Below are 25,436 nucleotides of genomic sequence, written 5' to 3' on the forward strand. Positions count from 1 at the left end.
CTATATGCCAGAAGATGAGCTTATCTTTGACGCTTTAAATCATCAGCCCTATCGCCCTACCGAAGGGGTCTTTTTATCGGAAATTGACCACCGCTTAAAAAATTTATTGAAACATGACCATCCACATTTAGAGGATACAGCTTTTATCAGTAATAAAGATTTGCTGCATTATCGGCTCCTCTTTCTCAACCAGACTATCGAGCGGGCACAGGTTAAGAATGATTACATTCGTGAGACAGTCTACGATGTGACTAAAAATAAAAATTATGAAACCTTAGATGTTCAGGAAGTATTGGATCGCAAGGTTACATTCGGTCAGAGAATAGCTGACGATGTCGCACGTTTTGGCGGTTCCTGGACCTTTATTATCAGTTTTATTCTCTTTATGGGGATTTGGATGGCTCTGAACATTTACAAGCCCTTGGGTATTCAATTTGATGCCTACCCCTTTATTTTATTAAATCTGGCCTTATCTACTTTGGCAGCTATTCAGGCTCCTTTGATTATGATGAGTCAGAATCGAGCATCTGACTATGACCGCCTGCAAGCTAAGAACGACTTTAATGTTAATAAGAAATCAGAAGAGGGGATCCGTCTTTTACACACTAAGCTGGATCACCTTGTCCAGCAGGACCAATCTGATTTGCTAGAGGTGCAAAAACTGCAGACGGAGATGCTAGCTTCCCTAACTCAGCAGCTAGATGATTTACAAGCAACCAGCTATGAGCTGAAAGATCAGCTGGAGAGGAGTAAAAATGATGACGAATCCTATTAATCTTGTTATAGTAACTGGCATGAGCGGTGCAGGAAAGACCGTTGCTATCCAATCGTTTGAAGATATGGGCTACTTTACGATTGATAATATGCCTCCGGCTTTAGTACCTAAATTTATGGAGCTTGTCAGCCAAAGTGAAGAAAATGACAAGGTAGCTCTTGTTGTTGACATGCGCAGCCGCCTGTTTTTTAAGGAACTTAATTCAATTTTAGATGACTTGGATAAAAATCAGAATATCCAGTTTAAAATTCTTTTTTTGGACGCTACAGATGGCGAGCTGGTTGCTCGCTACAAAGAAACCCGCCGCAGTCATCCCCTTGCAGCCGCTGGCCGGGTAATGGATGGGATTAAGCTGGAAAGGGAACTCTTGGCTCCTTTAAAAAGCATGAGTCAAAATGTCGTGGACACGACAGAGTTGACACCGCGTCAGCTACGTAGAACAATTGCTGAACAGTTCTCCTCAGAGAATGATGCGGCTCCTTTTCGAATTGAGGTCATGAGTTTTGGTTTTAAATATGGTTTACCCCTTGATGCTGATCTAGTCTTTGATGTTCGTTTCTTACCGAATCCTTATTATATTCCTGAACTGCGCAATCATACTGGTTTAGATCAGGAAGTGGTTTCTTATGTGATGAGCCATGATGAATCTGAGAACTTCTACCGTCACTTGTTGGCCCTTATTAATCCGATTTTACCGGGCTATCAGAAAGAGGGAAAATCTGTTTTGACGATTGCCATCGGTTGTACAGGCGGTCAACATCGCAGTGTGGCTTTTGCCCATCGACTAGCTGAAGAGTTGAAGAAAGGTTGGACAGTTAATGAAAGTCATCGTGATAAGGATAGGCGCAAGGAAACGGTGAATCGCTCATGAGAAAACCCAAGATAACCGTTATTGGCGGTGGGACCGGGATTCCTGTTCTGCTCAAAAGTCTTAGACATGAAAATGTTGATATTACCGCTATTGTAACAGTGGCAGATGATGGCGGTTCCTCAGGTGAATTACGTTCTGCTATGCAACTAACACCACCGGGAGATCTGCGCAATGTCCTAGTCGCTATGAGTGACATGCCTAAATTTTATGAGAAAATTTTCCAGTATCGTTTTAATGACGATGATGGTGCGCTTTCCGGTCACCCTTTGGGTAATTTAATCATTGCAGGTATTTCTGAAATGCAGGGTTCAACTTACCATGCTATGCAAATTCTCAGTAAATTCTTCCATACGACAGGGAAAATCTACCCAGCCAGTGAGGATGCTTTAACCCTTCATGCTGTCTTTCAAGATGGCCATGAAGTTGTAGGAGAGTCCAGCATTGCGGACTATGATGGTATGATAGATCATGTTTTTGTGACTAATACTTACAATGCTAAGCAACCCAGGGCCAGCCGTAAGGTTGTTGAAACCATTTTGGACAGTGACATGATTGTCCTAGGACCGGGGTCGCTTTTTACCTCAATTTTGCCCAACCTTGTTATCCCTGAGATTAGGGAGGCGCTTCTTGAAACTCCGGCTGAAGTTGCTTATGTCTGCAATATCATGACCCAGTACGGCGAAACTGAACGCTTTACAGATGCGGATCATGTAGCTGTGCTCAATCGACATCTAGGTGCTGATGTTATTGATACTGTTCTTGTCAATGTTGAGCCGGTGCCAAAAGATTATATGGATACCAATAAATTTGATGAGTATTTGGTACAGGTAGAACATGATTTTGTTGGTTTGCAAAAATTAGTTAAGCGGGTCATTTCTTCTAACTTCCTGCGATTAGAAAATGGCGGAGCCTTCCACCATGGTGAGTTAGTCGTGGAGGAACTGATGCGCTTGACAAAAAGGAGAAAACGATGAGTTTTACGACTCAAGTTAAAGAAGAAGTGCTAGCCTTAAGAGATACTGATCGCAGTCAGTTATCTGCAATCATTAAGATGTCAGGAAGTTTGGGACTGACAGGCAAGGGACTGACGCTGTCAATTCTAACAGAGAATGCAAAGATTGCCCGTCATATTTACTCCTTATTGGAAAGTCTCTACGCCAGTCAACCCGATATTCGCTACCATCAAAAGACTAATCTAAAGAAAAACCGAGTTTATACCGTTTTTGTAGATCAAGATGTCGAAACAATTCTCTCCGACCTTCAGCTAGCAGATTCTTTTTTTGGGATTGAAACTGGTATTGAGCAGCGTGTGCTGGAAAACGATGAGGCAGGGCGAATCTATCTTCGCGGTGCTTTCCTAGCTAGCGGCTCTATTCGTGATCCGGAGTCGGGAAAGTATCAGCTGGAAATTTTTTCTGTTTATCAGGATCATGCTGAAGATTTGGCTCAATTGATGCGCAAATTTATGCTAGATGCCAAGGTGATTGATCATAAAAACGGTTCGGTGACCTACCTACAAAAAGCCGAGGATATCATGGATTTCTTACTTGTCATCGGTGCAGTGGCTGCTAAGGCTACTTTCGAAGAAGTAAAAGTCATGCGTGAAGCACGCAATGATCTCAACCGCACGACTAATGCAGAAACAGCTAATATTACCCGAACGGTCACAGCTAGCATGAAGACCATCAATAATATTATCAAAATTATGGATACTGCTGGCTTAGATATCCTACCAGCAGAATTACAACAAGTTGCCCAAATTCGTGTCGATCACCCAGAGTATTCTATCCAACAAATTGCTGATAATTTAGAAATCCCCCTAACTAAAAGTGGCGTCAATCACCGTTTGCGAAAAATTAATAAAATCGCGGATGAACTTTAGTGCATAAGCTTAAGTAAGGCTCAATATAGATTCGCTCTTTTTCCATTACTTGCTAAGTATACCAAGGAAAGCAAATAAAAATATTTTCTACATCGGTAGTCAAAAAAGACTATCGGTTTATTTTTAATTTTTTAATAAAATGCCTTGCACTTACAGGAAAATATGATATACTTAACCAGTAAACAATTTAATTAACTGGTTAAGGAAAGGAAACCAAAATGAAAAAAAAGCAAACCATCATTTTTGGAAGTTTGTTTGTGCTTATTTGTGCCATCATTGGAGGGATTTGGTTCAATAAGTCCCAAGAACGAACCAATGGGAAGATCAAAGTTGTAGCCACCTTTTATCCTATGTATGAATTTACCAAGGAAGTAGTGGGAGATCAAGGTGAAGTCAAGCTCTTGATAAAGGCTGGAACGGAGCCACATGATTTTGAGCCCTCAACCAAGGATGTGGCCGCCATGCAGGAAGCAGATGCTCTGGTTTATGACAACGAAAATATGGAAACCTGGGTTCCTAAAATTAAAAAGTCAATTGGCAAGGATAAGACAACCTTTATTAAGGTAACAGGCGATATGCTTTTACTAGCTGGAGACGAAGGCGAGCATGATCATGAAGAATCTGAGGCGGGTCATCATCATGAGTATGACCCTCATGTCTGGTTATCTCCTCACCGTAGTATTAAACTAGTAGAGAATATCCGCGACAGTTTATCTAAAAAATTTCCAAATAAGGCTAATACCTTTAAAAAAAATGCTGCCACTTATATTAAGAAGTTAGAAAAACTGGATAAAGAGTATAGTAATGCGCTCTCTCCAGCTCGACAAACTAGTTTTGTTACCCAGCATGCCGCTTTTAATTATCTAGCCTTAGATTATGGGCTTAGCCAGATCCATATCAATGGATTCTCAGCTGAAAGCGATCCTTCAGCCCAGCATTTAGCTGAACTGAGTCAGCAAGTAAAAGATTACGGTATCAAGTATGTCTATTTTGAAGAAAATGCATCATCAGCTGTTTCTGATACTTTGGCCAAAGAAGCTGGTGTTCAGACCCTTGTTTTAAACCCTGTTGAAAGTCTGACGCAAAAAGAACTAGATAGGGGCGAAAATTATATTTCAATCATGCGAAGGAACCTTACTAATCTCCGTAAAACAACAGATGGTCAGGGACAGGAGGTGCCGGCTAAGGAACCTGAAAAAACTGTACAAAAAGGCTATTTCAAGGATGCTGATGTGACCAATCGTAAATTGTCCGACTGGTCGGGCAACTGGCAGTCTGTCTATCCTTATCTCACAGATGGAACCTTGGACCAAGTCTGGGACTACAAGGCTAAGCTTAATAAGGATATGACCGCTAAGGAATATAAGGATTATTATAGCAAGGGATATAAGACAGGTGTTACAGCGATCTTTATAAAAGGGGATAAAAATCAGGTAAGCTTTACGAAAAATGGCAAAAAGTATACGTATACCTATAAGTATGCAGGCTACAAAATATTGACCTATGAAAAGGGGAACCGTGGTGTCCGCTATCTCTTTGAAGCAACCGATAGCAAAGCTGGAGAATTTAAATACATTCAGTTTAGCGATCATAATATATCAAAGACTAAGAGCAGTCATTTCCATCTATTTTGGGGAGCTAGTAGCCAAGAAGCCATTCTTAAAGAAATGGATAATTGGCCAACCTACTATCCTAAAGACATGACAGGACATGAGATTGCACAAGATCTTGTTGTTCACACCTAAACTATACATAAAAAACTGAGCTGAAAATATTTCCAGCTCAGTTTTCTTTTTCTAGTTCTAGATAGAGAAAAACAGCTCATTGGAGCTGTTTTCAATCTTATTTGAGGCCGTATTTCTTGTTGAAACGATCGACACGTCCATCTGCTTGAGTGAACTTTTGACGTCCAGTGTAGAATGGATGTGAGTCAGAAGAGATTTCAACACGTACCAAAGGGTATGTTTCACCTTCAAACTCTACAGTTTCGTTCGATGGTTTGGTAGAACCGCTGAGGAACTTGTAACCGGTAGTTGTATCAAGGAATACGACTGGACGGTATTCTGGATGGATATCTTTTTTCATTATTTAAAATTTCCTTTCTGCCATAGCTTCCATAAGCCATAGTTTAATAACTATTCTAGTTTAACAAAGTTCCAAGCGTTTGGCAAGACTTTTACCATAATTCTTATAGATTTTAATGGGATGAAGCCCCTGAAGTAGCATCGGTAGTATCATCATGACCACCAGAAGATGAAGCACCAGATGTGGCATCAGTTCCGCCATGGGCACTAGCAGGCATAGCTCCTCCGCTTCCCCCAACCAAGCGCTGTCCAGTAGTTTCGAGATACCAATCAAGCCAAGGCTGAAAGTTAAAAACAATTTCGTTGATACCGGCATAGGAACCGTCTGGGTAATACATGGCTTGGTAATTATGGGTATTGACAACACCAGCAGGTGAACCAGGGACGATAGTACGAACATATTCCTGATTACCGTTGCGCAGGGTACCAATAACCCACTCAACATTTTTCATACGAGCTGGTGGCAGGGAATCATGAACCGTGGACATACGGTTTCCGACTTGTTCAGGCACCCGTTTAGCCAGCATGGTTTCAGGGTCTTGATGAGCATTGTTATAATAAAGAAATTGATTATTATCATCAGCATAAGTTAGTTCGAATGGCATGGAATTCAGAAACATGTTGAGCTGATTGACTGTCAGGAGCCCCTTATCAAGTTTCACATAAGTATCCCCATCAACAGCATTGGTGAGCTTAGCAGCCTTGTCTAACCACTCTGGATCATCTGGATCGACACCTTGGACAGTTGTTGCGATATTGCCAGTAACGTCCAAGTCTTCAGGCTCAATGGGTCTTGGTTTTTTCAATTTGGAAACAACCTCCACATACTTGATAAAATTATCGAGACAGGTCTCTAGAAAATTAACCGTTCCTTCATTGATAATATTTCCGTCGTCGTCAAAAGCTTCCTTGGCTTTGCCAAGCAAGAATTCGTTGCCAGGTAAGGTGTAAGCATTGACACCTGGGGCTTCCAAAATTTTCCGCAGGTGCACTTGGGCGCGTGAGGTTCCTTGATCGTGATAGGAAGCACCAACAATCATAACTGGTTTACTTTCAAATGGATGCAGGTTGAAAGACAGCCATTCTAATGTGCTTTTGAGGGCAGGTGTAGTCGTGTGATTGTGTTCAGGTGTTGCAATGATAACGCCGTCAGCCCGTATGATTTTATTGTAGAGATACTGAATAGCAAAGGAGTCTGACTGATCGTCATCTTGATTGAACATGGGAACATCTTTAATTTCTAAGAGTTCCATCTCAAATTTAAATTTAAAATGACGACGAATATATTCTAACAGCATGCGGTTATATGATTGCTCAGCATTTGACCCAACGATTCCAACAAATTTCATAGTTATACTTCCTCCTTACAGTTGTTCCCAGTCGAAATTTTCAGCTTCCTTTTTCAGCAGTTCTTTAGCATTTGACATCTTTTCAACCATAGTGACAAAAAGTCGAAAATCATCAAAAATAGCATCTAACTTTTGGCTAGTTTCAATATCATTCAAATTTCCTTCAGAATCGAAAGCTTGCAGAGAATGGGACAGGAGAAATTCATCAGGTAGCACTGAGGCTTTTAATTCAGGTGCATTGAGAATCTGGCGGAGCTGCAGCTGGGCGCGCGAGGATCCTAAGGTACCAAATGAAGCGCCGGTGATCATAACCGGTTTGTTAAGCATAGGATAAATACCGTAAGATAGCCATGCTAAGGCGTTCATTAGAGCGGCAGGGATAGAGTGATCATACTCCGGTGTGCCAATAATCACACCATCAGCAGCTTCGATTTTATCAGCTAATTCTGTAACAAGGTCTGGCAGTTGGCGGTTAGCAGGTTTATTGAAGACAGGTAATTCCTTGATTTCAACTAATTCAATATCAGCCTTATCAGCAAAGTGTCTTTGGATATATTGCAAAAGTTGGCGATTAGTCGATTGTTTTGAATTTGTTCCAACAATTCCAATTAGTTTCATATAAATAAGACCCCCCTAGTACTATGATATTTTTATTGTAGCAAAAAAACACTTATTATGTAAGCGTTTTTAAGATAGTTTTATTTTACTGATTTCAGGACTAGCAATCAGATTATTATCGGTAGTAATAATCAGAGCGTCTAAGTCCTGTTCTCGGGCAATCCCTGTCAGAATGTCTGATGGATTCTGGCCAAAAAGGCGGCTAGTCCAGATTTCTCCATCGACTGATTTTGGAGAAACAATCGTTAAGCTAGCTATTTGACTATCAAGAGGGTAACCTGTTTGGCTGTCAAAAATATGATGATAAGTCTTACCTGCAGCTGTAAGAGTCCGCTCATAAATACCTGAAGTGACGATGGATTGATCACGAACTCCTAGAACAGCTACATGGTGTCCCCGAGGCTGTTTCGGGTTTTGGATACCGATATGCCACAGCTGGTCGGGATTGTGAAAGGCAGGACCGAAAGTTAAGACATTGCCTCCCAAATTAATAAGTCCAGCTGGGACACTGCACTGGCGAAGAAAGTCGACGATACGATCGGCAATATAGCCTTTAGCTAGGGCTCCTAAATCTATTTTCATGCCCTTTTTAGCCAGATAGACCGTCTCTTTGGCCTTATCTAGTATAATATCTTCCGGATTGATGAGGGCTAGAGCAGCATCAATTTCCGTCTGGCTGGGACGCCTAGCATCTGCGAAGCCAATGCGCCAAGTCTGAACAAGAGGACCAATAGCTATATTGAGGTAGCTGTCAGGTGCGCAGCTATGCCTTTGACCAAGAGAGATGAGTTCGTAGAGCTCAGGGTGCACCTGAACAGCACAAATGCCAGCTGCACGATTGATAGCCATGAGTTCGGAGCCTTCGTCATTAGCTGAAAAACGATGGTCATAGAGATGGAGTAGCTCTCCAGCCTCATCCAAAATAGGCTGAGGATTATCGTGATAAATGCTGATATCGATGCTGGTTCCCATCAGTTTAACGCGACGGTTAGTGAGCAGCATGTGCAAGAACCTCTCTAATTTCCTGATAGATTTGCTCGTTTTCTTCCAAGCTGTAAGAATTAGCTCCGCTAGCAAGTGGGTGGCCGCCGCCATCATGTCGTTTGGCAATTTCGTTGATAACAGCTGTTTTGCTGCGCAGGCGGACACGATAATGTCCCTCAGGTTGTTCTACAAAAATAGCCCAAGACTGTACGCTATCAATTTTTCCAGGACTACCAACAATAGCAGAACTTTCAGCTTCTGTTACCTGAAAGCTATCGAGTATGTCACGAGTTAGGGTCACTTGTGCAGCGCCATTGTCATCCACTTGCAAATGCTCAAAGATATAGCCTTGCAATTTAGCAATTTTAAAGGAGAAGCTATCCATTTGCCGGGAGAGGCTAGCGAAATCAAAATCATACTCTCTCAGCTTTGCCGCCAAGCGTAGTGTTTTTGGTGTTGTTGCGCTGTAGAGAAAGCGGCCAGTATCGCCGACTATACCAGCATAAAGGAGACGGGCAGCTTCATCGGAGAAATCAAAGCCGGCGCTCAGGGCAAAATCTGTAATAATCTCACTGGCGCTAGAGGCCTGTGTATCTACGTATACAATATCTCCATAAACATCTTCATTGGGATGATGATCAATCTTGATGAGAAAATCTCCACTGCCGTAGCGTTCGTCATCAATTCGTGGTCGGTTAGCTGTGTCGGTAACAATTACGAGTGCTTCTTGATAAGCGGTATTATCCACTCGGTCCATTGAAGCCATCCATGACAGGCTGGGTTCATTGGTTCCAGCTGCCAGCACTCTTTTTTGTGGAAAATTATGCTTGATCAATTCTTTTAGTCCCAACTGACTGCCTAGGGCATCCGGATCAGGCCGCTGGTGGCGGTGGATAATAATCGTATTATAGTCTTTAATCTTTGCAAGAATTTGTGCGTATATAGACATAAGAACCCCTTTTTAAATAAGATTACCCTTATTATAGCACGTATAGATTTGTTTTCTTCAGATTATAAAGAAATCTTTAGAAAATCTGAAGACTGACTGAAGAATAGGGAGATAAAATAAGAAGTAGAAAAATTTGGATGGAGGAAATTTCTAGTGTTTAAAGAAACAAAATTCATCTGGCCTTACCTGGCTTGGACCTTTGGTATAACATGGCTGGCATGGGGGCTACAAACTTTTATGCTTGCCAGTAAAGCCCTTAAGGCTGGTGATTTGACCTGGCAGCTTCTCTATATTGTTGGTGGATGGGGCCCGGTTATCGCTACTTTAATAGTGGTTCAAGGGTCTTTTAAAGATAAGTTTCGCATGCTCTTTTCACTGGGGAAAAAAGGGGGCTGGCTTTATCTACTTATCATGATGGGGCTTCTCATGCTAGTAGGTGCTCTGGCTACATCAGGACGGGTGAATGAGGGAGTTACTCCTCTGGCTTTGCTGACCAATTTTCTAATAATCACTTTCTTGACGACTGGAATTGGGGAAGAAGCTGGTTGGCGCGGTATTTTACAACCGGCTTTGGAAGCGCGCTTTACTTTTCCTGTAGCTACTATTTTGACAGGCTTGATTTGGGCTTGCTGGCATATACCGCTGATGCTAGCTAATCTAGCAGACTTCCCAATTTTTGTGCTTTATACGGTTCTCTACTCTTTCTGGTTTGCAGGCCTTTATAAGAAGACCAAATCTGTTCTTTACTGTATGCTACTGCATGGATTTTTGAACGGTGGAGTTGGTGTCATCTTCAACTTTGAGAGAGAAAACATCACCATGAGATTGCTTGGAATGGCTACTATGGCAACCTACAGTATCTATCTCTGGTACCAAACTGACCGTAAGGAGAGGAGCTATGATGAGACAAAATAATGACCTGACGCTCAGTCTTATAAGTACCTGTCTGGTAGGTGCGCTCCTCTCTTGGAAACAATCCCCCAGCCTTGTCCCCGTCATACTGATGACCAGCTCCAGCCTCCTCCTCTTGGGCTTAGCCGAACTTTACTTTCACTGGAAAGACAGGCAGACTGACTATTTATAGAAAGGATATGTTATGACATCTCTAAAAAGAATGTTCACCGCAGGCCTGCTGGCTTTGGGACTTCTGGCAAGCCCAGCCGTTCAGGCCAGCGAAAAACTACCATCTGGCAATACTTATGACAACATCGGAAGCAAGATTGAAGCCTTTGTGGACCAGCACAAGGACACCACTGCTGGTATGGAAACAGCGGTTTTCACCGCTGACGAGACCCTCTACGAGGGACACTTTGGCTATATGGACAAAGAGAAAGGCCTCAAGGCGAATGAAGGGTCGGTCTTTGAGTGGGGCTCTACAACTAAAACGGTAACTTGGATCAGCGTTATGCAACAGGTCGAGGCTGGTAGGATTGACCTCAAAGAAGACATTCGGACCTATCTGCCCAAGGGCTTTCTCAGAAACCTCAAGTTTGACAAACCTGTCACCATGCTGGACCTTATGAACCATAAGGGAGGGTTTCAGGACACAGCTATTAAAGCGCATGCACAGGACTATGAGCATATTATACCTCTCAAGGATTATCTGAGTCAGGTCCAGCCACCACAGATTGAAGAGCCAGGAACAGTGACGTCTTATTCTAACTGGGGCACGGCTCTGGCCGCCTATATCGTGGAGCATGTTAGCGGTCGGACTTTCTCTGACTACGTCCATCAAAAGATTTTCCAGCCTCTTGGTATGAAGCATACCTCTATCGCGCCGGATCTTTCTGACAATGCCTATGTCAAGAAAGAGCGGGCAAAGAACCAGAGCTATGATGCTGAAGGAAAGGGAGTTGGGGAAGCTCTTGAAATTTCCAACCGCTATCCTGATGGTGGCATTATTGGCACCCTGAAAGATCTCAAGATCTATGCTCAGGCTCTGCTCAAGCAGGAAGCGGGGGTTCTCTTTGAGCAAAAGGCGACTTGGGATGAGCTCTTTAGTGCTAGTGATGTTTACGGGAATAGTGATATCCCTAGGAATCGTCATGGTTTTTGGACGGGGGAGTATGCCGTCGATGTCACCGAGCATGGCGGTAATACGATAGGTTATTCCACTGCCTTAAAGCTGGATTTGAAGAATGACATCGGCATGGTGGTAATGACCAATCAAGTGGCGGAGATGACTTATAATCTTAGAATGCCAGAGCTGGTATTTGGTAACTACAAGGATTCCCCATATGCCAAGATGGCAAGAGATTCATTTTCTGGTTACTATAGACCGCTGGGCGCAGGGGAGGGTCCCATGTCATTTACCAGCCGTCTGATGGGTATCACGAAAGGTCAATCTGATCATTTTGAAAATAGTTTGGGTGCAGGGATATTTAAATTTTACAAGACAAGCAAACTACCAGATGACAGGCAAGCCATCAATGTTGCCACTGTAGATTATATAGCTGTTTCGCAAGGGGAGGTTTGGCTTGCCTATGGTACGGCTATTGCTGGTGCTTTAGCGGCCATTTATGCGCTGGGGCACTTCCTTATTAGTCTGACGGCTTGGATTGTCCGCAAGGTTAAAAAACAGGGTAGGCCTGTTCCGTCTAAAACTTGGCAACACCTTCTTTCAGGCTTGATTTTAGCGAGTGCTCTGATCTTCTCCATCTTATTTATAACAATGGGTAGTATTGCTCTAATAGACTTTATTCCCTTTCTAGCTATAGGCTTTGCCTTGATCGGTCTGGCACTAATCGGCCTCATCATCTGGCGGCTGATTCGCAGGCCCAAGGCCCATCTGGACTGGAAGGCCAAACTCCACTACGGTCTAACCGTAACCGCCAGCCTTGCGACTCTCTGGTTTATCTATTTCTTCGACCTTTACCAATGGTGGGTCCTGTAAGGCCTAGAAAAGGAGGTTTTCATGGCAATAGTTAAAAAATATATCATAGCAGGCTTATTAGCACTAGGCCTGCTGATAGCCCCAGCCGTTCAGGCCGGCGAAAAACTGCCATCTGGCAATACTTATGACAACATCGGAAGCAAGATTGAGGCCTTTGTGGACCAGCACAAAGACACCACAGCCGGTATGGAAACAGCGGTTTTCACCGCTGATGAGACCCTCTACGAGGGACACTTCGGCTATATGGATAAAGAGAAAGGCCTCAAGGCTGATGAAGGTTCCGTCTTTGAGTGGGGTTCTTCTTCCAAGACCGTGACCTGGATCAGTGTCATGCAACAGGTCGAGGCTGGACGGATTGACCTCAAAGAGGACATTCGGACCTACCTGCCCAAGGGCTTTCTAAAAAATCTCAAGTTCGATAAGCCTGTCACCATGTTGGATCTCATGAACCATAAGGCTGGCTTTCAAGAGACAAGTATTAAATTTTTAGCGCCAAGTTACGATCAGATTATCTCTCTTGAGGATTACCTGAGTCAGGTCCAACCACCACAGGTCTATGAACCAAGCACGATTACAGCCTATTCCAACTGGGGGACTGCCCTCGCAGGCTATATCGTTCAGGAAGTCACTGGTCAGGATTTCGCTGACTATGTCAAGGCGGAGATCTTTGAACCTCTGGGAATGAAGCATACGGCCATCAAGCTTGACCTGTCCGACAATGCCTATGTCAAGAAAGAGCGGGGCCTCAATCAAAGTTATGATCCCACAGGCAAAAATATTGGCACCCAACTCTTTCTAGCTAATCCCTATCCTGCTGGATCAATTATCAGTACCTTGAGCGATCTTAAGACCTATGCTCAGGCCTTGCTCAAGCAGGAAGAAGGGCTTATTTTTGAGAAAAAAGCTACTTGGGAACAACTCTTCAGCGCCAGTGATGTCTCCCCCGAGACGAATATCCCTGAAAATCAACACGGTTTTTGGGCTGGTCAGTACGCAGTCGCTGTTACCGAACATAATGGAGGGACTGGTGGCTATAGTAATAACTTAATACTGGATCTGAAAAACAAGGTTGGTTTTGTGGTCATGACCAATCAGGTTGGCGAACAGGTCTATAATCAGAAAATGCCAGAGCTGATCTTTGGGAAATACAAGGATTCTCCTCTGGCCAAACGACCTAAGGATAACTATTCTGGCACCTATCTGACCTCAAGGACGTTTTTAGAGGGACCTCTGTCAATTTTCAAGTTGATGGACCTACAGAATAGCCAATCAGAGTTGTTTAACCAAGTATTTAACAACCGTTATTATAAAGTGTTTCAGGCTCCAGACGGCCAGGAAGTTATCAGCCTATCGGGAGCTGATTTGATGAAGGTTACTCAGGGACAAGTCTGGCTCATGTATGGGACGGCCATAGCGGGAGGTCTAGCTGTTATCTATGCCCTCGGCCAACTCCTTATCAGCGCTATAACTTGGCTAGTTCGCAGGCTGAAGAAAAAAGTTACCCCCGCCCAATCCAAACTTTGGCAGCATTTACTGGTAGGACTGGTTACTCTAGCAGGGCTGGCTTTCGGAGCTTTGTTCATGATAATGAGCTCTCAGGATTCTGCAGCTGGAAATAGTATCCCTTTACTGGCTGTCGGCTTTGCCTTGATCGGTCTGGCACTAATCGGCCTCATCATCTGGAGACTGATTTTCAGACCTAAAGGGCAGATGGATTGGAAAGCTAAACTCCACTACAGCCTGACCATTCTGGCAACACTTGCGATCCTCTGGTTTATCTATTTCTTTGACCTTTACCAGTGGTGGGTCATGTAAGACTATGAAAGGAAAAACTCTAATGACTAAAGACAACAAAATGATCGAACCGCAACCGAAACTCATCTGGCCTTATCTGGTCTGGACCTTTGGCTGGACTTGGGGCTGGTGGGGGGTAATCTTTCTATTTGATAACTCACCGTTTGCCCAGATAGGACGACTGCTATGGCCGTTTGGTCCTGCCATAGGAGCAACTATAGTTCTCAAAATCTCTCTGAAAACAATCCCTAAATGGCTCTTTTCCGGTAAAAAGGGGACTTGGCTCTATCTTCTGTTATTTTCTGGACTTTTAACGGTAGTGAGCAGTCTGGCGGTTTCTGGAAGATTAGCTATGGAAGCTTTACCTTCCTTGCCTTTAATGGCCATCCTGCTTACTCTTGTCGGCGGAGGCAATGAAGAACCAGGTTGGCGAGGTTTTTTACAGCCAGCTCTGGAGAAAAAGTTTTCTTTTCCGCTGGCAACCGTGATCCTTGGTATTATCTGGGGGATCTGGCATCTGCCACTCTGGGTCATAGACAGAGGGGGAAGCTTGTCCAACTTTATCATACAACTCCTAGGATGCATACTCATTGCTTTTGCTTATGCAGGGCTCTACAAGGCCACACACTCCATTATAGCCTGTTGCCTTTTCCATACAGTATCTAACTTACATTTCTTGGTATTTGAGGGGTTGACTTCGGATTACTCACAAGCCAGTAACTGGTATTACATGGCTGGTCTACTCTTGGTAGCTGGTTGTGGAGTTTGGCTCTGGTATCGGACGGATAAGAAGGAAAAGACCTGTGGCGAGACAATGTAATGATTTGATGTCCAGCTCAATTGATACCTGTCTGGCAGGCTTACTCCTGTTAGTTTCCTTGCTCTTCTGGAAACAATCCCCCAGCCTAGTCCCCGTCATACTGACGATCGCTTCTAGCCTCCGCTCGGATCTAGCCAAACTTTACTTTCACTGGAAGGACAGGCAGGCTGATTACTTATAGAATGGAAGTTTAAAGGAGCCTGTGTTAGTAAATGAAGGAGTTCCGCTAGATTTTGCAAACTGTCTGGTTATCTATCGTGAAAAGGAGGGTTTGTTTATCGGTTTCAAAAGCGAGTTTCATGCTATAATGGCAATAGGAGGGACCTATGGGTTATACGATTTTACTGGCTGAAGACGATAGGGAAATCTCTGAAATCATTCGGCTTTATTTGGAAAGCAATCATTATCAGGTCATAGAAGCTGTGGATGGAGAGGAAGCTTGGACACTTTTTTCAAGAGAATCGGTGGATTTGGCTATTTTAGATATCATGATGCCCAAACTAACTGGCTATGAGGTGCTCAAGCGTATCCGACAGACTAGCAATATTCCAGTCATTATCCTGTCAGCTAAAAACGAAAATCGCGACAAGATCCTAGGTCTGGATATCGGAGCTGACGACTACATGACCAAGCCCTTTGAGCCACTTGAAATTGTCGCCCGTGTCAAGTCTAATCTGAGGCGTTATTATGACTTGGGCAGCAAGGGTATTAGCGGTGCGCGTGATGGGCAGCTAAGGGTCGGCAACCTCTCTTTAGATCCAGAAAAAATGCTTGTTTTTAAGGAGGACCAGCCTGTTCACTTGACCGTGACAGAATTTAGGGTGCTTCACATGCTGATGGCTGCACCAGGACAGATCTTCACTAGACAGCAACTCTACAATCAGACAGGCGGCGACTATTTAACCGCAGACGAGCAAACTATGATGGTGCATATCTCCAATCTGCGGGAAAAAATTGAGGCAGATCCTAAAAATCCTGCCTATATCAAAACAGTAAGAGGGGCAGGTTACAAACTTGAAAAGCAAGACTAGGTCAAAAAGTTTGATTCGCTCCTTATTATGGAGTTATTTCTTACTCCCCTTAATGGTTGTCATCATGTTGCTTTTTGTTGGAGGGCTAGGGGCACTTGTTTTGAGATATACTCGAGTGGTTCGTTATCCTACCCAAGAGGATTTTCAAAAAAATGAACACTATTTAAAGACTGGTCAATACCATCAGTTTCCTCTCAAAAAAATAGCCCCCAAAGATGCTCGTTTTGCAGTTTTGGATCAGTCTGGACAACTGGTTTATGCCAGTCCCAAGGCAGATTTGACTGGACTGAATAAAGCAGAATTAGGAATGATTGAACCACTTGGTGGTGACCTTGCTGTGAATTGGTCAATGACTCCCTTTACTGATTATGGGGGGCAGAAACGTTATTTGCTCAAATATAGTGGTTTAAAGGTTGTAAGAATTCTCTTTGATTCTGTCGTGGTCCATATGGCTAATGAGAATACAAAGAATGATGAGGTGATCCACCAGACCCTACTCGATCAAGACTTTAAGGTGATATCCTCCTCTTTTTTGCCGAAAGGGACTTCCTTTCAACATCTAGGCCCTCTCCTCCGTCAGAAGAAGATGGTTGTAAAATACTCATTTACGACAGATAAACAGGAAAACTTAACACTAGTTTTATACTATTCAGGGGAGTCTTTGGGACCGTCCTTCCTTGCTGATAATGCTAGGTTACTAAGTGTTTTAGCCATTTTATCTTTTTATGTCCTCATCGCTTTGCTATTTGCCATCTGGCTCAACCGCAAGGTTAGAATGCCTCTCAATCGGTTGCGCCAGGCCATCAATAACTTGACGGATAGGAGTCAGTCTCAGGTGCTGGATTATCAAGGACCATCAGAGTTTGTCGAGATTATAGAAGATTTCAATCAGGTGTCCGATAGCTTGCGACGCAGTGAGGAGGAAAGTCAGAGACTTCAGGCTGAGAAGCAGGAGATGCTGGCTAATATCTCCCATGACCTCAAAACGCCTATCACGGTCATCAAGGGCTATTCTGAAGCCATGAGAGACGGCTTAATCAAGCCTGAGCAACAGGACAGGTATCTGGAAGCCATCAGTCAAAAATCACGGAAATTGACTCATTTGATTGACTCCTTTCACAATTACAGCAAGATTGATCACCCAGATTTTGCTCTGCAATTGGAGCGATTGGATATCTGCCTTTTTCTCCAAAACTATCTAGATCAGCACCGTCAGGAGTTTGAACTCAAGGGTTACCGTCTTAAGTTAAGCCTACCACGTGAGGAAGGAATCTTCTGTCATATTGATAGTGAGCAGTTTGAGCGAGTTTTGGATAATCTTTTGGCTAATTTTTTCAGGCACAGCCCTGAGGCTACGACCCTTTTTGTGGGATTAGAAAGCCATGGGGGCGACATCGACCTAGTGGTGGCAGATGATGGGGTCGGTATTAATCCTGAGCAGGCAGACCAGCTCTTTCAAGCTTTCGTGACAGGTGATAAGGCGCGACCGTCCAAGGCAGGATCAGGTTTGGGTCTGGCTATCGTTCAGCGCATTATTGACGAACATGGTGGCAGTATCAGGTTGGAACAACCGCCTCGAGCGCCCTATAAAACCGTTTTTGTCATTAGTCTGCCCTTATAAATCTCAAAGCTATCAAGCGTCAGGGTGTTGGTTATAGAAGTTCCCCCAATTTCAAGAAGCGTCTCTTCATGATGCTGACCATCAAAAAAGAGAGTGGGACAAAAATCGGTAAATCGTCATTTTATGACGATTTCGATTTTGTGGTCCCACCTCCGCACAGTTGATTAGGATGGCCGCTATCACTTGCAAGGCAAGGGATAAGGACCTCCAATCAACCACTGCGTCAAACTGCTATATCTGAAATAAATTAAATGAAGCAGGAACTTTTGTCCCAGCTTCTAGAATATAGCCTTTCGTTATACGTTGACAAGGAGCCTTAACTTTTGGAGTGTGGCGCAAGTTCATCGTCATTTGCTCTATAAGCAGTATGTTTTATACCAGTTCTCCTTAGCTGATAGCAGGCCAGTAACTCTACGGTTTCGTGGTTGACTTAGCCTCAAAAACTTTCCAGTCGCCTCAAGGATGAACAGTAGCTCAATTACACCTCATTCTCCCTTTGTAGGATTTTCTAATGGTTTTACCATTTTATAAAAACCGTCAATGTCGTATTTGTGGTAGTTTTTAGGAAATTCAACTTTAGCAACTTGCTTGAAGCCAAAGTGTTCATAAATGCTTTTGGCTTTTTTATTGTAAAACTCAACTGCTAAAGATAGTTTGCTGTAACCTTGGCTAACAGCCAGTCTCTCTGCCTCTCTCAGCAGCTCTAGTCCCAAACCTCTACCTCTGAATGTTTCAAATACAGCAATATTTGAGATATAGTATTCATCGTCTTTAAATACCTGTAAATATTTCTCTAATCTTGAAGAATGCACTATTTTGAGCATATCTATCAGCCCAACAGAGCTTAGCCAAACGCCCAGATCTGTAACGGTGTTTTTTACCAGTTGTTTTTCGTCTTTAACAGGATAGGAAAGAAGTAGGCCGCAAACCTTGTTGTTTTCGCTTTTGACAAGCATATAATCTTTGCCGAACATATTATCAGGTTTTGCATAAAACTGTCGTGTCGTTTTATAAAAATTGTCTTCTTTTCGTGCAAAAAGGTAGTGGAACATCTTAGGTGCAGACATGTATAGTAGTTCTAAACAAGCTGCCATCTCATTATCGTTGGGTTTCCGAATCATCTTTGTTATTCCTTTCGATTATTTTAGCTATGGTTAGCACAAACGTTTATAGGTGATCGTCAATTTTTTCCAAGAGGCTTTTAAAAAGTAAAGCCTCTATATCGGTAAGTGGGGAAAGCAGTTGCCCGATATCTTTAAATAACTCACTGTCAATGCTATCCATGATCGTTATAGCATCTTGGGTCACTTGTACCAGCTGAACTCTTCGGTCTTCAGGGCTGGCCTGTTTGGTCACTAATTTTTTTGCTACAAGTCTATCCACAGCTACTGTAGCTGTATTTGGAGCAATTCCTAGGCGTTCGGAAATATCTTTCATAGTTTTGAGGTCGTCTTTCCCGATAGCATATAATGTATGGACCTCAGTTACTGTTAAACGGTTGTAAGCGGCTTCTGTGAGTGATTCTTTTCGCCTTTTCTCTAATTTCATATATATTCTATCTAGGCTTTCAAATACCTTAACTAATTCAGATTGGTTCATTTTCTCTCCTTTTAATACTTCTATAAAAGAATAAATGAAAGAATAAATAAAAGCAAATCGAATCGATCATTGCCGATATTTAGTTCTATAATAGAAATAATATCAGATTGTTTTTGCCTTGTAAAGTCAGAAGGGATATATGAGAGAAGCAGAATAAAGTAGTTTTTTCCGTATTGCAAAAGATTTAGTCATGATAGCCTATAATGCTGGATATTTGCTGTCTGACAAGGTTTGAAATAACTTTAAGTGACTAACTCTCACTAATACTCAAAAACTTTAGTTTTTAGTATAAATAGGAATTGTGATAGGTTTAAATTTTTATACATAGCCCCGTTGCTTATATTATTTTGTGGTGACGAAGCCACCATATTGTACAAAAGATTAAGAGCTGGGTTAATTAATGCCCAGCTCCCTTTGAAATATTAATATTATTTTATCTCTTTATACTCTGCTTCCAGACCGCGTTTAACAGCTGGACGTTCAGCAATCTTTGCAGTCCAAGCCTGCAGATTTTTGTATTCTTTAACATTGAGGAAGATTCCTGCACGGTCCCAGATTTTGTCCTGAGCAAGTCGGCCGTACCAAGACCAAATAGCAATATCGGCGATGGTATAGGTGTCGCCCGCAATATAAGATTTCTTGGCTAATTCCTTATCGAGAAGATCTAGCTGGCGCTTGGCTTCCATGGCGAAGCGATTGATCGCATACTCTATCTTTTCAGGTGCGTAGTGGAAGAAGTGCCCAAAACCGCCACCGAGGAAGGGTGCTGCGCCTGTCTGCCAGAAGAGCCAATTGAGAACCTCGTTCCGCTCGGCTGGGTCTTTGGGGATCAGTTGATCAAACTTTTCTGCGAGGTAGAGCAGAATATTGGCGGATTCAAAAACGCGTACAGGCCGTTGACCTGAAAGATCTAAAAGAGCTGGAATTTTTGAATTAGGGTTGATGGCAACAAAGTCCGATCCAAACTGCTCTCCTTCACCGATTGTAATTTTGTAAAGGTCATAACCAGCCTGACTGATCCCTAATTCTTTGAGTTCTTCTAGCATAATCGTTGCCTTGATCCCATTAGGAGTGCCTAGGGAGTAGAGTTGGAAAGGGTTTTCTCCGCGAGGGAGTTTCTGTTCAAAGCGGGCACCAGCTGTTGGTTGGTTGATGGCTCCCCATTGGCCGCCAATAGCAGCTGGATTTTCCCAGATTTCTGGTAATTTATAATCCGACATCAATTTATCTCCTTAATAGTTGTAAGTTGTAGTGTTATCCTAGCAAAAATACGGTGCTTTTTCAAGAAATTGACCATTGTTTATCCTGCGTGATTAGTGTTCTTTTTGACATTTATAAAGAGCTAGCCACTGTTTATGATATAGATTGGATAAGATTTTTAATGCTTGTTTATAACACTAGCAGAGAAGCCGCCCATGTCTTATAATACTCGTTGTTAACATAGGATAGTATTGCTTTTTAGTATCAAAGACCTAGTTGAAGGAAAATATTTTAGATAGACTTTATGGTAGTAATTCAATCAAGAAGGAGAGATTTCTATGAAAATTGAACACATCGGTCTTTGGACAAGAGATTTGGAAGTGATGAAGAATTTCTACTGTACCTATTTTCAAGCAATAAGCAGTCCACTCTACCATAATCCAGAATCAGGGTTTTCATCTTACTTTTTAACGGTTACAGATGGCACTAGATTGGAATTGTGCTACCGCCCAGATATCATTGAGGGAGTTAAAGACAGCTTTGGTTTCGCCCACCTCGCTTTTTCTCTGGGGTCAAAAGAAGCTGTTGACACATTCGCTTATAAGATGCAGGAGCACGGTTTTTACCTCCAGAATGGTCCGCGTGTGACGGGTGACGGTTATTATGAAGCTGTCATCTTAGATCCCGAAGGCAATCAGTTAGAACTGACTATCTAGTTATTAGACTGAGAATCTACCTTAAGAAAAGTATTGCCCAGGTTTTAGCTGATATGATCGTTGAGTTCAGGACACTGCAGCATCTTGATCTCAGTAAGGGTTGACATTTGCAATTAGAATGATAGTATAGTAAAAATTGACCTTAAAGGAGAAGCCTCGTGAAACCACTCGATTTTCATCGTTTAGCCAAAGTAGAATTGCACTGTCATTTAGACGGCTCCTTGTCACTTGAAGCTATTCGAAGTTTGGCCGAGATGGCTCGTATTTCCATCCCGCAAGAGGATGCTGATTTGAAGAAATTAGTCACTGCGCCTGAATCCTGCGAGAATTTGATGGATTATCTCAGGACCTTTGATTTTATTCGTCCGCTCTTACAGACAAAGGAAGCCTTGGAACTGGCAGCCTATGATGTGGCCAGTCAAGCCGCTAGAGAAAATGTCATTTATACTGAAATCCGCTTTGCTCCCGAGCTATCTATGGATGAAGGTTTAAGTGCTAGTGATACTGTCAGAGCTACTTTAGCGGGGTTACAGAGGGCTGAAACTGAATTCGGTATTGCTGCTAAGCTTCTCGTCTGCGGTATGCGGCAGTCGGATCCAGATATAACAAAGGAACTGTTATCGGAAATTGCTGTTCTAGCACCTAAAGGGTTAGTGGGCTTTGATTTTGCTGGGGATGAGCATGGCTTTCCCCCTGCCAAGATTGATTCCTTGATAAAAGATGTCCAGTCCATGGGATATCCCATGACACTCCATGCAGGAGAATGCAACTGTTCCAATCATATTACAGATACTCTCAAATTGGGGATCAAACGTATGGGGCATGCCGCAGCTATCGCCCACCATCCTGAAATTATAGCGGATTTTGTTGCAGCTGGAGCAACAGCCGAATTCTGTCTAACTAGCAATCTGCAGACTAAAGCTGCACCTAGTCTAGCGGATTACCCCTATCAGGAGCTGTATGAAGCAGGGGCCAAGCTGACTATCAATACGGACAATCGGACGGTATCAGATACAAATTTAACTAAGGAATATCAACTGTTTCATCGCTACTTTGGCACAACACCAAGGGATTTTATGACCTTTAACCGCAATGCTATTGAAGCTTCCTTTACCAATTCTAAACAAAAAGATCAGCTCTTAGAAAAACTAGAGACAGCCTATGCGACCTATCTCTAAACAAGTTCTATAAAAAATCTGATAATTGTGATATAATCGAACCACTGATTATTTGGAGGAAACTATGGCTTTAGCTAAAATAGTATATGCTAGTATGACTGGAAATACCGAAGAGATTGCCGATATTGTAGCAGAAACATTGCAGGATCTTGGTCATACCGTTGACGTTGACGAGTGCACAACAGTGGATGCTGCTGACTTTGAAGATGCTGATATGGCTATCATAGCAACCTATACATATGGCGATGGGGATTTGCCTGATGAAATCGTTGATTTTTACGAAGATTTGGCTGATGTTGATCTATCAGGTAAGATTTATGGGGTGGTTGGTTCAGGTGACACCTTCTACGATTATTTCTGCAAATCAGTTGATGAGTTTGAAGAGCAGTTTGCCCTGACCGGCGCCACTAAAGGGGCAGCTTCAGTAAAAGTAGATTTAGCAGCAGAAGACGAGGATATTGAACACTTAGAAGCCTTTGCTGAAGAAATGTCTGCTAAATTGAGTTAGTCAGACAGAAATATGTGAGGGAGATGTGAAGTGTCCCCGAGGATTAAATCCTTTATTTTTGTTCAAAGATTGAGGTTGAGACAAAAGTTCTCAGCCTTATTATTTGGTCAATTTTATTTGTTAGACGCAGTGGTTGGTCGGATATCCTTATCCCTTGCTCTACAATAGAAAAACTAATACTTGAGAGAAAAGATTTGAGCTTTACCAACCACATTTTTCTAGGATAGGAGTATAATAATGGCAAGTAGCTGTTAATAAAAAACTAAAGTTTAGCGGCTTGAAATATAAAGAGTATAGCCTAACTTGAAAGGGTTGAAGCTTGACTGCCTTTTGAGAGTTTAAATGCGCAGAAAGCCACTTTTTAGTGTTTGTTGATTTTTCAAAAGAAGCTGAGTAAGGGGGTTCCTATGCCTAAAAATAGAGATTATGCTTTTGGATTTCACGATGATGTTACTGCTCTTGTGTCAACGGGGCGCGGTTTAACAGAAGAAGTTGTCAGAGAGATCTCCAGAGTGAAAAAAGAGCCTGAGTGGATGTTAGAGTACCGTCTTAAAAGTCTTGAGCTCTTTAATCGTCTGCCCATGCCCGATTGGGGGCCGGATCTTTCTGGTATTGATTTTGATGATATCATCTATTATCAGAAACTCAGCGAGGATCGCTCTCGCACTTGGGAGGAAGTGCCGGATAAGATTAAGGAGACCTTCGATCGTTTAGGAATTCCTGAGGCTGAAAAGCAGTATTTGTCTGGTGCTGTAGCCCAGTATGAGTCTGAAGTCGTCTATCACAACATGAAAGAAGAATTTGAAAAGCTAGGGATAATTTTCACCGATACAGACACAGCTCTGCAAGAGTATCCTGAGCTTGTGAAGCAATATTTTGGAGCAGTTGTCGCCCCATCGGAGCATAAGTTTGCGGCTTTAAACGGAGCAGTGTGGTCTGGGGGAACCTTTATTTATGTTCCTAAGGGTGTTCAATGTCCTATGCCGGTTCAAACTTATTTCCGTATCAATAGCGAAAATGCCGGTCAATTTGAGCGCTCCCTGATGATTATCGAAGATGGTGCTTCCATCCAGTATATCGAAGGTTGCACGGCGCCCAATTACACCACTAACAGTCTTCATGCAGCAACTGTAGAGATCATTGTTAAGCGGGATGCCACCTTTCGTTATACCACTATGCAAAACTGGTCAGATAATGTCTATAATCTTGTAACGGAGCGTGGAACAGTTGAAGAAAACGGGACCTTAGAGTGGATTGACGGTAATCTTGGTAGTAAGGTCAATATGAAATATCCTTGCTCTATTTTAAATGGTCCTTATGCACGTACCTCTGTACTGTCTATGGCTTTTGCCAATTATGGTCAGCATCTGGATGCTGGCTGCAAGGTCTACCATAACGCTCCTCATACTTCCAGTACACTTATCTCTAAATCAGTTGCTAAAGACGGCGGTCGAACGGACTATCGGGGAACTGTTCGTTTTGCTCCTGACAGTCAAGGTTCTAAATCCCATATTGAATGTGATACGATCTTGATGGATGAAGAATCACGTTCAGATACCATTCCTTTCAATGAAATTCACAACTCTAATGTTTCCCTGGAGCATGAAGCTAAGGTCTCCAAAGTTTCAGAAGATCAGCTTTATTATTTGATGAGTCGCGGTATCAGTGAGGAAGATGCGACTGCTATGATTATCAATGGTTTTATGGATCCCATTACCAAGGAATTGCCTATGGAATATGCTGTTGAGCTCAATACTCTGATCAATATGAGTATGGAAGGATCAGTCGGTTAGGCTGTTTTGCCTTGCTATATGAGGTCATTTCTCCTATAATAACGGTATGGCATTTAAGAAATTAGAGTTGAAGAGCCGAAGTCTGCGTCGTATATTGAGTCTGGTAGGCCTCTTGATTGGGATTATCTACTTTAGCTTCTTGCTTCTGCGCTACTGGGATGTCCTTCTCAGTTACGTCAATGTAGAAAAGCAAGTTGCTAATTGGGGTCGCCAATTGTCCACCGCCAATGTCATTAATTTCTGTGTTCTCATACTGCTGACAGCTCTGGGATCAGCTATTCCTTTTCTTTCCAATAGTGTTCTGGCGGTTTTTAACGGGGTTGTCTTTGGTCCTTGGATTGCTCTGGTCATGAATGTGCTAGCCAATACGCTAGGAAATTTCTTTGTTTTAAGAGTTTTAAAAATCGTCAATATCACAGAGCGCGAGAAAAACTTTTCTGATAAAATGGCTATTTTAAAGCAAGTCGATAATCCCTATGTAGCTGTCAGTTTAGGATATATGATTCCTGTTTTTCCGACACTCTTAGTGAACTATTTAGTAACGGAGATACAGCTACCACTTAAGAAATGGTTGCCTTGTGTCGCAATAGGAATTTTTCCTACTAGCTGCCTTTATGCTTTTGGCGGTGATGCGATTATCAATGGTAACGTCAAGCGGTTATTACTCTTGTTTGTGCTTGCTGGCATAGTTTACCTATTAGTGAGAAAATATACAATAAAGCAAAAGACCTAGTTTTACTAGGCTTTTTTTGCTATAATTTTCAAAGAATG

The 25,436-nt window shown here is 42.6% G+C and carries 25 protein-coding genes; 17 read left to right on the top strand and 8 right to left on the bottom strand.

Annotated elements, in window-relative coordinates; genetic code table 11:
* The first annotated feature begins 4 nt into the window (after positions 1-4).
* The 5 genes from ACVR1G_RS04615 to ACVR1G_RS04635 all read left to right on the top strand — a co-directional run bounded on the left by ACVR1G_RS04615 (position 5) and on the right by ACVR1G_RS04635 (position 5,273).
* Positions 5-775, top strand: coding sequence for a DUF1003 domain-containing protein (locus ACVR1G_RS04615; protein WP_447452027.1), 771 nt, complete (start codon positions 5-7; stop codon positions 773-775).
* Positions 759-1,646 (top strand): RNase adapter RapZ, encoded by an 888-nt coding sequence (gene rapZ / locus ACVR1G_RS04620; RefSeq protein WP_447452115.1) that lies wholly within the window; start codon positions 759-761, stop codon positions 1,644-1,646. The genes ACVR1G_RS04615 and rapZ overlap by 17 nt, the downstream gene beginning before the upstream one ends.
* On the top strand, positions 1,643-2,620 hold the full coding sequence (locus ACVR1G_RS04625) for a YvcK family protein (protein WP_447452028.1): 978 nt from the start codon (positions 1,643-1,645) through the stop codon (positions 2,618-2,620). The genes rapZ and ACVR1G_RS04625 overlap by 4 nt, the downstream gene beginning before the upstream one ends.
* Positions 2,617-3,528 carry a DNA-binding protein WhiA gene (whiA, locus tag ACVR1G_RS04630; RefSeq protein ID WP_447452029.1) on the top strand — a complete coding sequence of 304 codons (912 nt, stop codon included), beginning with the start codon at positions 2,617-2,619 and terminating at the stop codon, positions 3,526-3,528. Before ACVR1G_RS04625 ends, whiA begins: the two co-directional genes overlap by 4 nt.
* Positions 3,529-3,746: 218 nt before the next feature.
* The gene (locus tag ACVR1G_RS04635; protein WP_447452030.1) at positions 3,747-5,273 is read left to right on the top strand and encodes a zinc ABC transporter substrate-binding protein AdcA; all 1,527 of its coding nucleotides are present in this window, start codon (positions 3,747-3,749) and stop codon (positions 5,271-5,273) included.
* A gap of 97 nt (positions 5,274-5,370) precedes the next feature.
* Here ACVR1G_RS04635 and ACVR1G_RS04640 read toward each other — a convergent pair whose 3' ends face one another.
* The 5 genes from ACVR1G_RS04640 to ACVR1G_RS04660 form a co-directional block, all read right to left on the bottom strand.
* Positions 5,371-5,613 (bottom strand): type B 50S ribosomal protein L31, encoded by a 243-nt coding sequence (locus ACVR1G_RS04640; RefSeq protein WP_447452031.1) that lies wholly within the window; start codon positions 5,611-5,613, stop codon positions 5,371-5,373.
* Between the two features lie 112 nt (positions 5,614-5,725).
* Positions 5,726-6,967 (bottom strand): NAD(P)H-dependent oxidoreductase, encoded by a 1,242-nt coding sequence (locus ACVR1G_RS04645; protein WP_447452116.1) that lies wholly within the window; start codon positions 6,965-6,967, stop codon positions 5,726-5,728.
* Positions 6,968-6,976: 9 nt separating this feature from the next.
* A complete protein-coding gene (locus tag ACVR1G_RS04650; protein ID WP_447452032.1) occupies positions 6,977-7,579 on the bottom strand; it encodes an NADPH-dependent FMN reductase in 603 nt (200 codons plus the stop codon).
* Between the two features lie 69 nt (positions 7,580-7,648).
* Positions 7,649-8,581, bottom strand: a complete 933-nt coding sequence (locus ACVR1G_RS04655) for an FAD:protein FMN transferase (RefSeq protein ID WP_447452033.1) — start codon at positions 8,579-8,581, stop codon at positions 7,649-7,651.
* The gene (locus ACVR1G_RS04660) at positions 8,568-9,512 is read right to left on the bottom strand and encodes a DHH family phosphoesterase (protein ID WP_447452034.1); all 945 of its coding nucleotides are present in this window, start codon (positions 9,510-9,512) and stop codon (positions 8,568-8,570) included. The genes ACVR1G_RS04655 and ACVR1G_RS04660 overlap by 14 nt, the downstream gene beginning before the upstream one ends.
* A gap of 153 nt (positions 9,513-9,665) precedes the next feature.
* Here ACVR1G_RS04660 and ACVR1G_RS04665 point away from each other — a divergent pair, with 153 nt between their 5' ends.
* From ACVR1G_RS04665 to ACVR1G_RS04695, 7 genes are all read left to right on the top strand, one after another.
* On the top strand, positions 9,666-10,427 hold the full coding sequence (locus tag ACVR1G_RS04665; RefSeq protein WP_447452035.1) for a CPBP family intramembrane glutamic endopeptidase: 762 nt from the start codon (positions 9,666-9,668) through the stop codon (positions 10,425-10,427).
* Positions 10,411-10,596, top strand: coding sequence for a hypothetical protein (locus ACVR1G_RS04670; protein WP_447452036.1), 186 nt, complete (start codon positions 10,411-10,413; stop codon positions 10,594-10,596). Before ACVR1G_RS04665 ends, ACVR1G_RS04670 begins: the two co-directional genes overlap by 17 nt.
* Positions 10,597-10,608: 12 nt before the next feature.
* On the top strand, positions 10,609-12,405 hold the full coding sequence (locus tag ACVR1G_RS04675; protein ID WP_447452037.1) for a serine hydrolase: 1,797 nt from the start codon (positions 10,609-10,611) through the stop codon (positions 12,403-12,405).
* A 21-nt stretch (positions 12,406-12,426) separates the two neighbouring features.
* Positions 12,427-14,220 (top strand): serine hydrolase domain-containing protein, encoded by a 1,794-nt coding sequence (locus tag ACVR1G_RS04680; RefSeq protein ID WP_447452038.1) that lies wholly within the window; start codon positions 12,427-12,429, stop codon positions 14,218-14,220.
* Positions 14,221-14,242: 22 nt separating this feature from the next.
* Complete coding sequence (locus ACVR1G_RS04685; protein WP_447452039.1) at positions 14,243-15,019, top strand: CPBP family intramembrane glutamic endopeptidase; 777 nt, start codon at positions 14,243-14,245, stop codon at positions 15,017-15,019.
* A 326-nt stretch (positions 15,020-15,345) separates the two neighbouring features.
* Complete coding sequence (locus ACVR1G_RS04690; protein ID WP_447452040.1) at positions 15,346-16,050, top strand: response regulator transcription factor; 705 nt, start codon at positions 15,346-15,348, stop codon at positions 16,048-16,050.
* Between the two features lie 100 nt (positions 16,051-16,150).
* A complete protein-coding gene (locus ACVR1G_RS04695; protein WP_447452041.1) occupies positions 16,151-17,671 on the top strand; it encodes a sensor histidine kinase in 1,521 nt (506 codons plus the stop codon).
* Between the two features lie 485 nt (positions 17,672-18,156).
* Here ACVR1G_RS04695 and ACVR1G_RS04700 read toward each other — a convergent pair whose 3' ends face one another.
* The 3 genes from ACVR1G_RS04700 to yghU all read right to left on the bottom strand — a co-directional run bounded on the left by ACVR1G_RS04700 (position 18,157) and on the right by yghU (position 20,490).
* Complete coding sequence (locus tag ACVR1G_RS04700; RefSeq protein WP_447452042.1) at positions 18,157-18,792, bottom strand: GNAT family N-acetyltransferase; 636 nt, start codon at positions 18,790-18,792, stop codon at positions 18,157-18,159.
* A gap of 46 nt (positions 18,793-18,838) precedes the next feature.
* Complete coding sequence (locus ACVR1G_RS04705) at positions 18,839-19,270, bottom strand: MarR family winged helix-turn-helix transcriptional regulator (RefSeq protein ID WP_447452043.1); 432 nt, start codon at positions 19,268-19,270, stop codon at positions 18,839-18,841.
* A 428-nt stretch (positions 19,271-19,698) separates the two neighbouring features.
* On the bottom strand, positions 19,699-20,490 hold the full coding sequence (gene yghU, locus ACVR1G_RS04710) for a glutathione-dependent disulfide-bond oxidoreductase (RefSeq protein WP_447452044.1): 792 nt from the start codon (positions 20,488-20,490) through the stop codon (positions 19,699-19,701).
* A 312-nt stretch (positions 20,491-20,802) separates the two neighbouring features.
* On the opposite strand from yghU, the gene ACVR1G_RS04715 reads away from it, so the two are divergent.
* The 5 genes from ACVR1G_RS04715 (at position 20,803) to ACVR1G_RS04735 (ending at position 25,398) form a co-directional block, all read left to right on the top strand.
* Positions 20,803-21,186 (top strand): VOC family protein, encoded by a 384-nt coding sequence (locus tag ACVR1G_RS04715; RefSeq protein WP_447452117.1) that lies wholly within the window; start codon positions 20,803-20,805, stop codon positions 21,184-21,186.
* A 158-nt stretch (positions 21,187-21,344) separates the two neighbouring features.
* On the top strand, positions 21,345-22,364 hold the full coding sequence (gene add, locus ACVR1G_RS04720; RefSeq protein ID WP_447452045.1) for an adenosine deaminase: 1,020 nt from the start codon (positions 21,345-21,347) through the stop codon (positions 22,362-22,364).
* A gap of 64 nt (positions 22,365-22,428) precedes the next feature.
* Positions 22,429-22,872, top strand: coding sequence for a flavodoxin (locus tag ACVR1G_RS04725; protein ID WP_447452046.1), 444 nt, complete (start codon positions 22,429-22,431; stop codon positions 22,870-22,872).
* A gap of 407 nt (positions 22,873-23,279) precedes the next feature.
* A complete protein-coding gene (sufB, locus tag ACVR1G_RS04730; protein WP_447452047.1) occupies positions 23,280-24,665 on the top strand; it encodes a Fe-S cluster assembly protein SufB in 1,386 nt (461 codons plus the stop codon).
* A gap of 46 nt (positions 24,666-24,711) precedes the next feature.
* A complete protein-coding gene (locus ACVR1G_RS04735; protein ID WP_447452048.1) occupies positions 24,712-25,398 on the top strand; it encodes a TVP38/TMEM64 family protein in 687 nt (228 codons plus the stop codon).
* Positions 25,399-25,436: the final 38 nt, after the last annotated feature.

The organism is Streptococcus dentasini (genome assembly GCF_053206945.1).